At 58.6% G+C, this 13,302-nt stretch carries 13 protein-coding genes; 3 read left to right on the top strand and 10 right to left on the bottom strand.

Translation table 11 applies throughout. The features are described 5' to 3' along the window. Window positions 1–419: 419 nt before the first annotated feature. The 5 genes from GVL50_RS24650 to GVL50_RS24670 form a co-directional block, all read right to left on the bottom strand. Complete coding sequence (locus GVL50_RS24650) at window positions 420–647, bottom strand: hypothetical protein (protein WP_159815381.1); 228 nt, start codon at window positions 645–647, stop codon at window positions 420–422. A 2-nt stretch (window positions 648–649) separates the two neighbouring features. Next, window positions 650–1,363: a lipopolysaccharide kinase InaA family protein gene (locus tag GVL50_RS24655; RefSeq protein ID WP_159815382.1), complete on the bottom strand. Its 714-nt coding sequence runs from the start codon at window positions 1,361–1,363 to the stop codon at window positions 650–652. Window positions 1,364–1,367: 4 nt separating this feature from the next. Continuing rightward, window positions 1,368–2,036, bottom strand: coding sequence for a class I SAM-dependent methyltransferase (locus GVL50_RS24660; RefSeq protein ID WP_053123376.1), 669 nt, complete (start codon window positions 2,034–2,036; stop codon window positions 1,368–1,370). Between the two features lie 161 nt (window positions 2,037–2,197). Further along, on the bottom strand, window positions 2,198–3,472 hold the full coding sequence (locus tag GVL50_RS24665) for a HAMP domain-containing sensor histidine kinase (RefSeq protein WP_053123377.1): 1,275 nt from the start codon (window positions 3,470–3,472) through the stop codon (window positions 2,198–2,200). Beyond that, entirely contained in the window at window positions 3,472–4,143 is a 672-nt protein-coding gene (locus tag GVL50_RS24670; protein ID WP_053123379.1) for a response regulator transcription factor, read from the bottom strand. Before GVL50_RS24670 ends, GVL50_RS24665 begins: the two co-directional genes overlap by 1 nt. Before the next feature lie 221 nt (window positions 4,144–4,364). On the opposite strand from GVL50_RS24670, the gene GVL50_RS24675 reads away from it, so the two are divergent. Then, the gene (locus GVL50_RS24675; protein WP_159815383.1) at window positions 4,365–5,108 is read left to right on the top strand and encodes a phosphatase PAP2 family protein; all 744 of its coding nucleotides are present in this window, start codon (window positions 4,365–4,367) and stop codon (window positions 5,106–5,108) included. Window positions 5,109–5,273: 165 nt separating this feature from the next. Here GVL50_RS24675 and groL read toward each other — a convergent pair whose 3' ends face one another. The 4 genes from groL to GVL50_RS24695 form a co-directional block, all read right to left on the bottom strand. After that, window positions 5,274–6,920 (bottom strand): chaperonin GroEL, encoded by a 1,647-nt coding sequence (gene groL, locus GVL50_RS24680; protein ID WP_053123383.1) that lies wholly within the window; start codon window positions 6,918–6,920, stop codon window positions 5,274–5,276. A gap of 50 nt (window positions 6,921–6,970) precedes the next feature. Beyond that, the gene (locus GVL50_RS24685) at window positions 6,971–7,264 is read right to left on the bottom strand and encodes a co-chaperone GroES (protein WP_007916610.1); all 294 of its coding nucleotides are present in this window, start codon (window positions 7,262–7,264) and stop codon (window positions 6,971–6,973) included. Between the two features lie 259 nt (window positions 7,265–7,523). Further along, a complete protein-coding gene (locus GVL50_RS24690; protein ID WP_159815384.1) occupies window positions 7,524–8,000 on the bottom strand; it encodes an FxsA family protein in 477 nt (158 codons plus the stop codon). A gap of 65 nt (window positions 8,001–8,065) precedes the next feature. Continuing rightward, a complete protein-coding gene (locus GVL50_RS24695) occupies window positions 8,066–8,797 on the bottom strand; it encodes a HugZ family protein (RefSeq protein WP_159815385.1) in 732 nt (243 codons plus the stop codon). A gap of 164 nt (window positions 8,798–8,961) precedes the next feature. Between GVL50_RS24695 and GVL50_RS24700 the strand changes: the two genes are divergently transcribed. Beyond that, complete coding sequence (locus GVL50_RS24700; protein WP_053123391.1) at window positions 8,962–9,720, top strand: SDR family oxidoreductase; 759 nt, start codon at window positions 8,962–8,964, stop codon at window positions 9,718–9,720. Window positions 9,721–9,847: 127 nt separating this feature from the next. Here GVL50_RS24700 and apbC read toward each other — a convergent pair whose 3' ends face one another. Next, a complete protein-coding gene (gene apbC, locus GVL50_RS24705) occupies window positions 9,848–10,942 on the bottom strand; it encodes an iron-sulfur cluster carrier protein ApbC (RefSeq protein WP_159815386.1) in 1,095 nt (364 codons plus the stop codon). Between the two features lie 224 nt (window positions 10,943–11,166). On the opposite strand from apbC, the gene metG reads away from it, so the two are divergent. Next, window positions 11,167–13,218, top strand: coding sequence for a methionine--tRNA ligase (metG, locus tag GVL50_RS24710; protein WP_159815387.1), 2,052 nt, complete (start codon window positions 11,167–11,169; stop codon window positions 13,216–13,218). The last annotated feature ends 84 nt before the right edge of the window (window positions 13,219–13,302 follow it).

The following is a 13,302-nucleotide window of genomic DNA, read 5'->3' on the forward strand; positions in this document are numbered from 1 at the left end:
ACGAAGCATTCTTTATCGGCGCTTTGGTGGAAGGGGTGGGGCCGATGTCTCCCACAGTCTGTACTGGGCTAACAGTCAGAAGCTGGCTTTTGGTCCCACCCACCCCTTCGAGTCCTACCATACAAGCGGGCTTGCTCGCGAAGGCGGTGGGTCAATCAATGCATTTGTCGACTGAGACACCGCATTCGCGAGCAAGCCCGCTCCCACATTTTGACCTGTGTGCGGCAATAAGATCGGGTTGCCGTGCATCTACACCCTGCTGGCAAAACCTGACAAAGCTTAAGATCAAAAGATCGCAGCCTTCGGCAGCTCCTACATTGCAATGCATCTTCTGTAGGAGCTGCCGAAGGCTGCGATCTTTTGATTCTCAAAAAAAAGGCCTCGCATCTGCGAGGCCTTTTATTTTGGCTTCAATCGGTTCAACTTTGCGGCCTCATTCCCTGTGCCATCCCGAACATGAACAGCAATAAATCATGGTCGGGTTTGGTCGCCACGGAGGCTTTCGCCACCCGTGGTATTGCGCAGTGCTCGCCCTCTACGGACGCACCGATGACCTGCATGCGTGGCTGCTCCCAGGCAGCCACCGCCAATGAAGCAACTGCCAAGGCGCCAACCAGAAAAAAACCTCGTGCAATTTCGAGTTTCATCGCTATAAACCTTTGATAGCGCTGCCAAACGCCGTCTCGTAAAAGTAGACGAGTTTCTTCCAGTCAGCATCGCCGAACGACGAATGGCGGCGCATTTGTTTCATGTCATGGGAGGCGGCGCGATAGGCGGTCAGACGCTGACGGCACTTCTCCAGATCGATCAAGGCCACTTCAACCTTGGCCGAATCCCCTTCGCCGGTCACCCGTACAAAAACGTGTTTGATGTAGATGCAGCTGTGCTGCCAACGGCCCTTGTGCATGCGCGCCATGTTTTCGGCGAGGTCTTTGAGCACGCGCTCATACACCGCTTCGCCGTACTGCGCACGACCACCGGCGGCTTCCCACTTTTCCAGCTCGTCAAAGCCGTCCAGGGATTTGGTCACCAGCAGCGCACGCCACTTGTATTGCGGATCCGGCTGGGCACCGCAGAACACGATCTCCGGCACACGCACGCCGAGCTTGCTGACGCCGGTCAGGGCATCCAGCTCACGCAATACGGTCGGACGGCCAAACGGGTGCAGCCAGCTACGATAAATGTGTCCGGTCTGGCGCTTGGCATACAGCAGCTGACCATCACGCCCCACGACTCGCTGAACACCACTTTGGCCACCACGGCGGACATTGGGTTCTTCTACCCATTCGCCTTGCTGGTTCCAGTAGTAGTCGAAACGATCCTGCGGAGCGACGTCCGTCTCTGCTGCAAATTGCACTGCCATCCTGCTACCTCTTGCGTAATACGTAGACCCGCCACATCGCGTATAGCGGGATAAAATCCAATTGTTCCTGAATGCGGAAACCGGCGGCTTCGAATTCTTTCTCGACCGTAGCGGCCGGTAACACAAAACGGTTCTGGTAACCTTCCTGCCCACGTTTTGCCTCGGAGCGCTTGCGCTTCCAGGACTTGAAATTGCCATCCACCCACAGCGAAATAATCACGCTGTCGCGGGTCACACGCTCGAATTCACGCAGGATCGCCATCCGATGCTCGGCTTCACCGATGTGATGCAGCAGGCGCATGCAGAAAATGCTGTCGACGGCGTTATCCGGTAAAGCGATGTCGAACGCGGAGGTGTGCAAGGGCTGTACCCTTTTCACCACATCAGCCGGTTGCGCCTGCATCGCGGTCTTGATCATTGATTCGGAGTTGTCCGCACCGATGATTACCCGATTCGACTTTTCCGCCAGCATCGGCCAGAAACGGCCTGCACCGCAGGGCAAATCCAACACCAGCCCCGGCTCGCCTGCCAGAGTCAGCGCCTTGCGGGCCAACTGAACATCGCGCCAATGGGACAAGCGGCGCCCCAGATTGGCTTGATGCTTGTGCAGATATTTCTGCGCATGGTTGTCGTCGTACTTTTCGGAAAAATCGAGCTTGATCGGGCCGGCCATCACCAGGACTCCTGAATTACTGATGCCCCCACCTTAGGGATGGGGGTGTCAGTGTCAGGTCATCCAATTGTGAAAATTTCGTTGGGTAAACCGCCAAACTATTTCAGAGTTATACAGGATTTAGACAGGTAAGCGGGAGTAGCGCGGGGCCACTACGAGCTTCAAAGTTTGCCAAGATCCACTTCGAAGCGGCAGCCATTGGGTTCCATCGTGCTCAAACTGACGCTCCAGCCCTCGTTCTCGCAGATGCGCTGCACCAGCGACAATCCGAGTCCCAGACCCTCGCCGCGTTTCTCGGCCCCGCGCACGAAAGGCTGAAACATCGCCTCGCGTTTTTCCTCCGGAATGCCCACGCCGGAATCTTCGACGATAAAGCCGTTGCCGGTCAGCGTCAGGCGAATAAAACCTTTTTCGGTGTAGTGGCAGGCGTTGCGCAGCAGGTTGCCCATCACCGCCCCCAACAAGGTCGCATTGAAACGGGTCTGCGTGGGTTGTCCGGCGGCGAAATCCAGCCTCAAGCCCTTGGATTCAATCGGCTCACGCCACACACACAGTAACCCTTCAGCGACTTGCGAGAGGCTTTGCTGAGGTGCTGCACCCGCGTCTTCACGCTGTGCTCGGGCGAGCATCAGAAAGGTTTGCACCAGTTCGCGCATTTCTTCGCTAGCGCGGGCGATGCGCTCGACCTGCGAACGTCCCCGAGCGTCGATCGCCGGGTTTTCCAGCAGCAGCTCACAGGAACTGGCCAAAACCATCAACGGCGTGCGCAACTCATGGCTGACGTCGCTGGTAAACAGCCGCTCACGGGTCAGGGCCTGACGCAGGCGCCCCAGCGTGGCATCAAACGCCACTGCCAGTTCACCGACTTCGTCAGCGGCATAATCCGGCGCCAACGGTGGCGCCAGCCCAAGTAATTGGTCGCGATGGCGAACCTGACGCGCCAGGCGCACCACCGGCGCCATCACCTTGCGTGCGAGCACCCAGCCGAGGAACACCGCCAGCGCCAGACTGAGCACAAAGCCCACCAGCACCACGGCGAACAGCACGCGCTCGCGCTCTTCGAAATCACTTTGATCCTGCAGCAGCACATAACGCCGACCGTCGACGATCTCGACCATCGCGTGATACGACAGCTGCTCGCGGAACACTTCGTGGAATCCGGAATCAAGGTGACGCAGATCTTTCGGCAACTCGAAATCGCCCGGCCCGCCGCTAAAGTAGAACAACTGATCCGGCTCGGGGCGGTGGCTCCAGTCCGAGACGTTGTCCATCAGCAGCAAGCGCTGCAAGTCGCCACCCAGGCCCGCCGAAATCAGTTTCTCTTCGACCAGATGCACCGTGGCGACAATGCCCATGGCAAACGCGCCGGCCACCAGCGCACTCATCAATGCAAAAGCGATGATGATCCGTTGCGAAAGGCTCTGTCTAAACTCCATTACGCATCGGCCAGGCGGTAACCCACGCCGTGCACGGTATGCAGCAGTGGTTTGGCGAACGGTTTGTCGATCACTTGACGCAACTGGTGCACATGACTGCGCAGGCTGTCGCTGTCCGGGCAGTCGTCGCCCCACAGCGCTTCTTCAAGCACTTCGCGACGCAATACGTGCGGGCTCTTCTGCATCAATACCGCGAGCAACTTGAGGCCCACCGGGTTGAGCTTGAGCAGTTTGCCTTCGCGGGTCACTTCCAGCGTGTCGAGGTCGTAATTCAGCTCGCCAACCTGCAACGCTCGGCGTCCGCCACCTTGCGCACGGCGCATCACCGCTTCGACCCGCGCAGCCAGTTCGGACAAAGCGAACGGCTTGATCAGGTAATCGTCGGCACCGGATTTGAAACCCTGCAAACGGTCATCGAGTTGATCGCGGGCGGTGAGCATGATCACCGGCGTGTCGCGGCGGGCATCTTCACGCAGGCGCTTGCACAGGGTGTAGCCGTCGATGCCCGGCAACATGATGTCGAGAATGATCAGGTCGTAATGCTCGGTCGCGGCCAGATGCAGGCCCGACAGACCGTCCTGCGCGCAATCGACGGTATAACCCTTGAGGCCCAGATAATCGGCCAGATTGGCGAGGATATCGCGGTTGTCTTCGACCACCAGAATTCGCATGGGCACCTCTTCCGTACACAGTAATGGCCGTCTTGGCCCGCGCAGCTTACGGCCAAGTGTGGCTGACGGCTAGGCGTGTGTTGGGTTGTTTTGCGAGAAAAACGTTCATTGTGGCCGCCAACGTTTTTTTCACTTTCGATTAACAAATCAGCGACGCCAGCGCGCGCAGACTCCCCGCGGTTGCGCTCCTCAGAACACACTTACCGACCAAGGAATTACCCATGGTGTCGACCTCTGCCCGCCCCGCTCCCCGGCCGCTGAATTTCTGGTGGTGCCTGGGAATACCCGCTGTTGCGGCGATCATTCTGGTACTGCTCGAACTGACCGATCTGGACATGTACCTGGCCCAACTGTTTTACGACCCGGTCGCGGGTGATTTCATCGGGCGACACAGTTACTTCCTCGAAGACATCCTGCATGACCGCGCCAAAGAGGTGGTGATCGCGTTTTCGGTGTTTGCGATCCTTGGTTTCATTGGCGCGTTTTTCATCGAGCGGCTGAAACCGTTCAAGCGTGAACTGGGTTGTCTGGTGCTGTCGTTGGGTCTGGCGACTTCGTTTGTCACACCGGTCAAAGCCGTGACCGCGGTGCAATGCCCGTGGAGCCTCGAGCAGTTTGGCGGCCATGAGACTTACAGCAAGCTCATGGAACATCGCCCGCAGACCGACAAGCCTGGGCGTTGCTGGCCGGGTGGGCATGCGGCTACCGGGTTTACCTTGTTTGCGCTGTTTTTCGTGCTGCGTGATCGTCGTCCGCGTTTGGCCAAGCAGGCGTTTATCTTTGCCTTTGCCTTGGGTTCGGTGTTTTCGATCAGCCGGATGATGCAGGGTGCGCACTTCTTCTCACACAACGTGTGGACGGCGATTTTCTGCTGGCTGATTTGTCTGGGGTCGTATTACTGGGTGCTGTATCGCCCGGCGGTGAGGGCTGAGGCAGTCGTCAAAACACAACCAATCAGTGCCTGAATGGAGATCAAAAGATCGCAGCCTTCGGCAGCTCCTACAGATGTTCGCGATCCCCTGTAGGAGCTGCCGAAGGCTGCGATCTTTTGCCTGTGATCTTTTGAAGGACAATAAAAAACCCCGCTGACTCGCGTCAGCGGGGTTTTTCGTTTCGGGGGTAAGGCTGGCTTACATCATGCCGCCCATGCCACCCATGCCGCCCATGTCTGGCATGCCGCCGCCAGCGCCGCCGTCTTTCTTCGGCGCGTCAGCGACTGCAGCTTCGGTGGTCAGGATCAGACCGCCGATCGACGATGCAGCTTGCAGAGCGGAACGAGTCACCTTGGTCGGATCCAGGATGCCCATTTCGATCATGTCGCCGTATTCGCCAGTTGCAGCGTTGTAACCGAAGTTACCGGTGCCGTTCTTGACTTCGTTGACTACAACGCTTGGCTCGTCGCCGCTGTTGGCAGCGATCTGACGCAGCGGTGCTTCAACAGCGCGACGCAGAACAGCGATACCGACGTCCTGATCAGCGTTGTCGCCTTTCAGGTCGTTCAGGGTTTGCAGAGCGCGGATCAGCGCAACGCCACCGCCAGGTACCACGCCTTCTTCAACGGCTGCACGGGTTGCGTGCAGGGCGTCTTCAACGCGGGCTTTCTTCTCTTTCATTTCTACTTCGGAACCAGCGCCAACCTTGATCACTGCAACGCCGCCGGACAGCTTGGCCAGACGCTCTTGCAGTTTTTCACGGTCGTAGTCCGAGGAAGTTTCAGCAGCCTGGGCACGGATCTGAGTGATGCGCGCCTGGATGTCTGCTTCAACGCCAGCACCGTCAACGATGATGGTGTTTTCCTTGGAGATGCTGACCTTTTTAGCGCTACCCAGGTTTTCCAGGGTTGCTGCTTCCAGGCTCAGGCCGATTTCTTCGGAGATAACGGTACCGCCGGTCAGAACAGCGATGTCCTGCAGCATGGCCTTGCGACGGTCGCCGAAGCCTGGAGCCTTGACGGCTGCGACTTTAACGATGCCACGCATGTTGTTCACAACCAGAGTCGCCAGGGCTTCGCCTTCAACATCTTCGGAAACGATCAGCAGTGGACGGCCGGCTTTGGCAACGGCTTCCAGTACTGGCAGCATTTCACGGATGTTCGAGATCTTTTTGTCGACCAGCAGGATCAGCGGGCTGTCCAGCTCGGCAACCATGGTTTCTGGCTTGTTGACGAAGTACGGGGACAGGTAGCCACGGTCGAACTGCATGCCTTCAACAACCGACAGTTCGTTTTCCAGGCCAGTGCCTTCTTCAACGGTGATCACGCCTTCTTTACCGACTTTTTCCATGGCTTCGGCAATGATGTCGCCGATGGAGCTGTCGGAGTTGGCCGAGATGGTGCCTACCTGAGCGATGGCCTTGGTGTCAGCGCAAGGCTTGGACAGGTTCTTCAGCTCTTTGACGATAGCGATGGTCGCTTTGTCGATACCGCGCTTCAGATCCATCGGGTTCATGCCGGCAGCGACGGCTTTCAGGCCTTCGTTGACGATCGACTGAGCCAGAACGGTAGCGGTAGTAGTACCGTCACCAGCGTCATCGTTGGCACGGGAGGCAACGTCTTTGACCAGCTGCGCGCCCATGTTTTCGAAACGGTCTTCGAGTTCGATTTCTTTGGCGACGGAAACGCCGTCCTTGGTGATGGTCGGAGCGCCGAAGCTCTTCTCGATGATCACGTTACGGCCTTTCGGGCCCAGGGTCGCTTTTACTGCGTCAGCCAGGACGTTGACGCCCTTGAGCATTTTTTTACGGGCGGAATCGCCAAACAGAACTTCTTTAGCAGCCATGATCGATATTCCTTAAATACTTTGTAGTAGCGGGAAAATGAACGGGGGTATCAGCCTTCGATAACAGCGAGGATTTCGTTCTCGCTCATTACCAGCAGGTCTTCGCCGTCGACTTTCACTGTGTTGCTGCCGGAGTAAGGACCGAACACAACCTTGTCGCCTTCTTTAACGGACAGTGCGCGCACTTCGCCGTTTTCCAGAGCTTTGCCCGGGCCTACAGCGAGAATCACACCGTGGTTGGCTTTTTCAGCAGCCGAACCTGGCAGGACGATACCGCCAGCGGTTTTCTTTTCTTCTTCGCTGCGACGGATTACGACGCGGTCATGCAGAGGACGAAGCTTCATTGTCGATCTCTCCTAATTGTGGTTTTCATCGGCCGGTGTAGTCCCGGCGGGTTTAACAAATCCGGCCTTCGCCGGTTGCGCCTCGTCGAGCGAGACGCGGAAGACTGACTGGCGCAAATGCCAGAAACCTTTCGGTGACCGATACATAAGGGCGCATAAGCTTATTACAAGGGCGAGGCGAAAAAAATTTCGCGGATTCTGCGGACAAAATCAGCCCCAAACGAACACGGCACCCGAAGGTGCCGTGTCGATACAGACGTTACTTGGGATCGCGGTGTTCGAACTCGCCCTCGATCACATCACCCTCGCGGCCCAGAGGCTGACGCGGCGCAGGGCCGCCACGCGGCTGCAGGTCGTCAGCAAAGGCGCGCTGGCGGATTGCCTGTTCTTCGGCGCGCTGGCGCATTTTGTTCGCCAGCAAACGACGCGTAAACGGCAGCAGCATGACCAGACCGACGACGTCGCTGATAAAGCCCGGCAGAATCAGTAGACCACCGGCCAGTGCCAGCATCAGGCCTTCGAGCATGGTTTGCGCAGGCAGTTCGCCGCGGTTCAGGCTTTCACGGGCACGCAGTGCCGTGGCCAGACCGGCGACGCGCAGCACGAACACACCGAACATCGAGCCGACAATGATCAGCAGCAGGGCCGGGAAAAACCCGATAGCCCCTGCCACTTTGACGAATACGAACAGCTCCAGCACCGGAAACAGCAGAAAGAGCAACAGAAAAGGGCGCATCAAAGTTTCCTCAACGCAAGAAATGCCTTGCAGTAAGCCTTAGATGACGTCGGCCTTTCGTGAATTCAAGCGTCGGCCACTTCATTTTTTGGCCAGACCTCGGCGTGAGCCAGAGAAACCAAGGCTTCGCGCACTTGTGTCGGCGTATTACAGGGTGCTGGGAACGGCAGCCAGTACAGCGCCTGACCGATGCGCAGGTGCATACCCTCGGTGTCGATGCCCGCCAATTGCGCCGGCACGGTTTTCGGCAGACCGGCGAGGTCGACGTAGTGCGCGATGGCTTTGGCGTGGTCGCTGTTCATGTGCTCGACCATGCTGATCTCGCCCTTGCCGGCGAACGGGTTGGCCAGCGTCACTTGATCGATCCAGTGAATCGCGCCGAAACCGCCGATGTAACGATGGCGCACCGGGGTCAGCACCCAGAAATCGAAATCGTGGGCCTTGTGGTAGTTCTGCGAATCCGGGAAGTAGCGGTAGTAACGCTCGGCGGCGCCTTCAATCGCAGCGCCGTCCTCGAGCTTTTGCGCTTCGGCGAGATAGGTCAGGCGACCAACGGCTTGCACGTCGTCGGCTTCACGCTCACCCACCAACAGCGAGCATTTCGGATCTTTCTGCAGGTTGTGGGTGTGCTGGGCGATGCGGCTGATGAGGATCAGCGGGCGGCCCTGCTCGTCCAGGCAGTACGGCACCACGGAGCCAAAGGGAAAACCGGGCATCGATTTGGAGTGCGTCGACAGCACTCCACGGTATTCCTTGAGAAGCAATTCTCGGGCATTCTTGGCCACTTCAACGCTCAATTTATGACTCCTTAAATAGAATCCGTCGAAAAAACGGACAGGCGCCCGGAAGAAAGTTTCGGTCACGCCATCGGGCAATTCTCATGTGCAAACCAGCCACGGCCGGTGCAGATCGGGAGTCGCTAACAATAAAAACTACTCAGACCTGCTATCGGGGCATGCGAATGCAACTCAACGACAAAGTAATCATTATCACTGGCGGTTGCCAGGGTTTGGGCCGCTCCATGGCCGAGTATTTCGCTGGCAAAGGCGCGAAGCTTGCGCTCGTCGACCTCAATCAGGAAAAACTCGACGACGCGGTCGCGGCGTGTAAAGCCAAGGGCGTCGAGGCGCGCAGCTACTTGTGCAACGTCGCCAATGAAGAACAGGTCGAGCACATGGTCGCTCAGGTGGCCGCCGACTTCGGCGCGATCCACGGCCTGATCAACAACGCCGGGATCCTCCGTGACGGCCTGCTGTTGAAGGTCAAGGACGGCGAGATGACCAAGATGAGCCTGGCACAGTGGCAGGCCGTGATCGACGTCAACCTGACCGGCGTGTTCCTTTGCACCCGTGAAGTGGCGGCGAAAATGGTCGAGCTGAAGAACAGCGGCGCGATCATCAACATCTCGTCGATCTCGCGGGCGGGCAACGTTGGCCAGACCAACTATTCGGCGGCCAAGGCTGGCGTGGCAGCGGCGACGGTGACGTGGGCTAAGGAATTGGCGCGTTACGGGATTCGTGTGGCGGGGATTGCGCCGGGCTTCATCGAAACCGAGATGACCCTGGGCATGAAGCCGGAAGCGCTGGAGAAGATGACTTCGGGGATTCCGCTCAAACGCATGGGCAAGCCGGAAGAGATCGCGCATTCGGCGGCGTATATCTTCGAGAACGACTACTACACCGGTCGGATTCTGGAGATGGATGGCGGGTTGCGTATCTGACCCACACCGCAAAACCTGTAGCTGAGCTTGCTCGCGAAGGGGCCGTGTCATACAACATTAATGTTGCCTGACACGGCCCCTTCGCGAGCAAGCTCAGCTCCTACAAGTACAGGGTGTTGCGGATGTATCAATCGTCGCTGATGGTGATGTTCGGCATCGCCGGCGATACCGCTTCCTGCAACACAATCCGCGCGCCAACGTGGCGGGCCAGTTCCTGGTAGACCATGGCAATCTGGCTGTCCGGCTCGGCGATCACTGTTGGCTTGCCGCCATCGGCCTGTTCGCGGATCAGCATCGACAACGGCAGCGAAGCCAGTAGCTCAACGCCGTACTGCGTCGCCAGTTTCTCACCGCCGCCCTCACCGAACAGATGCTCGGCATGCCCGCAGTTCGAGCAGATGTGCACGGCCATGTTTTCCACCACGCCCAGCACCGGAATGTTGACCTTGCGGAACATTTCCACGCCTTTGCGCGCGTCAAGCAGGGCCAGATCCTGCGGCGTAGTGACGATTACCGCCCCGGCCACCGGAACCTTCTGCGCCAGGGTCAGCTGGATATCGCCGGTGCCTGGCGGCATGTCGATGACCAGATAATCCAGATCGCCCCATGCGGTTTGCGTGACCAGTTGCAGCAACGCGCCGGAAACCATCGGGCCGCGCCAGACCATCGGCGTGTTGTCGTCGGTGAGGAACGCCATCGACATGACTTCGACACCGTGGGCCTTGAGCGGCACGAACCACTTCTGATCCTTGACCTCCGGGCGGGTGCGCTCGGGGATGCCGAACATGATGCCTTGGCTCGGGCCGTAGATATCGGCGTCGAGAATACCGACCTTGGCGCCTTCACGGGCCAGTGCCAGCGCGAGGTTGGCGGCGGTGGTCGACTTGCCCACACCGCCCTTGCCGGAGGCCACGGCGACCACGTTCTTGACGTTGGCCAGGCCCGGGATCTGCGCCTGCGCCTTGTGCGCGGCGATCACCGTGTTGACTTCAACCCTGGCAATCACCACGCCGTCGAGGTTTTCGATGGCCAGTTGCAGCAATTGCGCCCAGCCGCTCTTGAACAGACCGGCGGCGTAACCGATTTCCAGCTGCACATTGACGCGATCACCGACGATCTCGATGTTTTTCACGCATCCGGCGCTGACCGGATCCTGGTTCAGGTAAGGGTCGGTGTATTGGCTGAGGACGGCTTCCACCGCTGCGCGAGTGACGGCGCTCATGGGCAACTCCGATAACAAGACTGGGAAAAGATGGTGGGTATCGTACCTGAAAAGATCGCAGCCTTCGGCAGCTCCTACAGGGGATTATGTGTAGGAGCTGCCGAAGGCTGCGATCTTTTGATCTTTGCTGTTTCTCATCCAATGAAACAGGTGCACAGGGTGAAAAATATGCGCCAGCGCTTTATAGTGGCCGACCTCCGTTTCATCAAGTAGCGAAGCCCCACATGTCCGAACCACGCAAGATCCTCGTCACCAGCGCCCTGCCCTACGCCAACGGTTCGATTCACCTTGGCCATATGCTGGAATACATCCAGACCGATATGTGGGTGCGCTTCCAGAAGCATCGCGGCAATCAATGCATCTACGTCTGCGCCGACGACGCCCACGGTTCGGCGATCATGCTGCGCGCGGAAAAGGAAGGCATCACCCCGGAACAACTGATCGCCAACGTGCAGGCTGAACACAGCGCCGACTTTGCCGAGTTCCTGGTTGATTTCGACAACTTCCACTCCACTCACGCCGAAGAAAACCGTGAGCTGTCGAGCCAGATCTACCTGAAGCTGCGTGACGCCGGGCACATCGCCCAACGTTCGATCACTCAGTATTTCGACCCGGAAAAGAAAATGTTCCTGGCCGACCGCTTCATCAAGGGCACCTGCCCGAAATGCGGCACCGAAGACCAGTACGGCGACAACTGCGAAAAATGCGGCGCGACCTACGCACCGACTGACCTGAAGGATCCGAAGTCGGCGATCTCTGGCGCCACTCCGGTGCTCAAGGATTCCCAGCACTTCTTCTTCAAACTGCCGGACTTCCAGGAAATGCTGCAAGCCTGGACCCGTAGCGGCACCCTGCAAGACGCCGTCGCCAACAAAATCGCCGAATGGCTGGACGCTGGCCTGCAACAGTGGGACATCTCCCGCGATGCGCCGTACTTCGGTTTCGAGATTCCGGGCGAGCCAGGCAAGTATTTCTACGTGTGGCTGGACGCGCCGATCGGCTACATGGCCAGCTTTAAAAACCTGTGCGACCGCACGCCGGAGCTGGATTTCGACGCGTTCTGGGCCAAGGATTCCAGCGCCGAGCTGTACCACTTCATCGGCAAGGACATCGTCAACTTCCACGCGCTGTTCTGGCCAGCGATGCTTGAAGGCGCGGGCTACCGCAAGCCGACCGGCATCAACGTACATGGCTACCTGACCGTCAACGGCCAGAAAATGTCCAAGTCGCGCGGCACGTTCATCAAGGCCCGCACGTATCTGGATCACCTGTCGCCGGAATACCTGCGCTATTACTACGCGGCCAAACTCGGTCGTGGCGTAGATGACCTCGACCTGAACCTCGAAGACTTCGTGCAGAAGGTCAATTCCGATCTGGTCGGCAAAGTCGTCAACATCGCCAGCCGTTGCGCCGGTTTCATTCAAAAAGGCAACGCCGGCCTGCTGGTCGACAACAATGCTGCGCCAGAGCTGACCGAGGCTTTCCTCGCCGCCGCGCCAAGCATTGCCGATGCCTATGAAGCCCGCGACTTCGCCCGCGCCATGCGTGAAATCATGGGTCTCGCCGACCGCGCCAACGCCTGGATTGCCGACAAGGCGCCGTGGTCGTTGAACAAGCAGGAAGGCAAACACGATGAAGTCCAGGCGATCTGTGCCACCGGCATCAACCTGTTCCGCCAACTGGTGATCTTCCTCAAACCGGTGCTGCCGCTGCTGGCCGCCGATGCCGAGGCGTTCCTCAACGTCGCCCCGCTGACCTGGAACGACCACGCGACCCTGCTGGCCAATCATCAACTGAACGAGTTCAAGCCGTTGATGACCCGCATCGACCCGGTAAAAGTCCAAGCGATGACCGACGCCTCGAAAGAAGACCTGACCGCCAGCCAGACCGACACCGGTGCCGCCGCCCCTGCGGGCAATGGCGAACTGGCCAAGGATCCGCTGTCGGCGGAAATCGACTTCGACGCTTTCGCCGCGATCGACCTGCGCGTTGCGCTGATCGTCAAAGCCGAACACGTGGAAGGTGCCGACAAGCTGCTGCGCCTGACCCTCGATATCGGTGACGAGCAACGCAACGTGTTCTCGGGGATCAAGAGCGCCTACCCGGATCCGTCCAAGCTCGACGGCCGTCTGACCATGATGATCGCCAACCTCAAGCCACGGAAAATGAAGTTTGGTATTTCCGAAGGCATGGTCATGGCGGCCGGTCCTGGCGGTGACGAGATCTACCTGCTGAGCCCTGACAGCGGCGCCAAGCCGGGTCAACGCATCAAGTAACACTCGGCGGTGAATCGATCCCACAGGCGTGCCCGGCATGCCTGTGGGATTTTTCATATCTGGCCGGATAATGCCTAACCTTAA

The sequence above is a fragment of the Pseudomonas sp. 18058 genome (assembly GCF_902706155.1).
In the GTDB taxonomy this organism is placed as follows: domain Bacteria; phylum Pseudomonadota; class Gammaproteobacteria; order Pseudomonadales; family Pseudomonadaceae; genus Aquipseudomonas; species Aquipseudomonas rustica.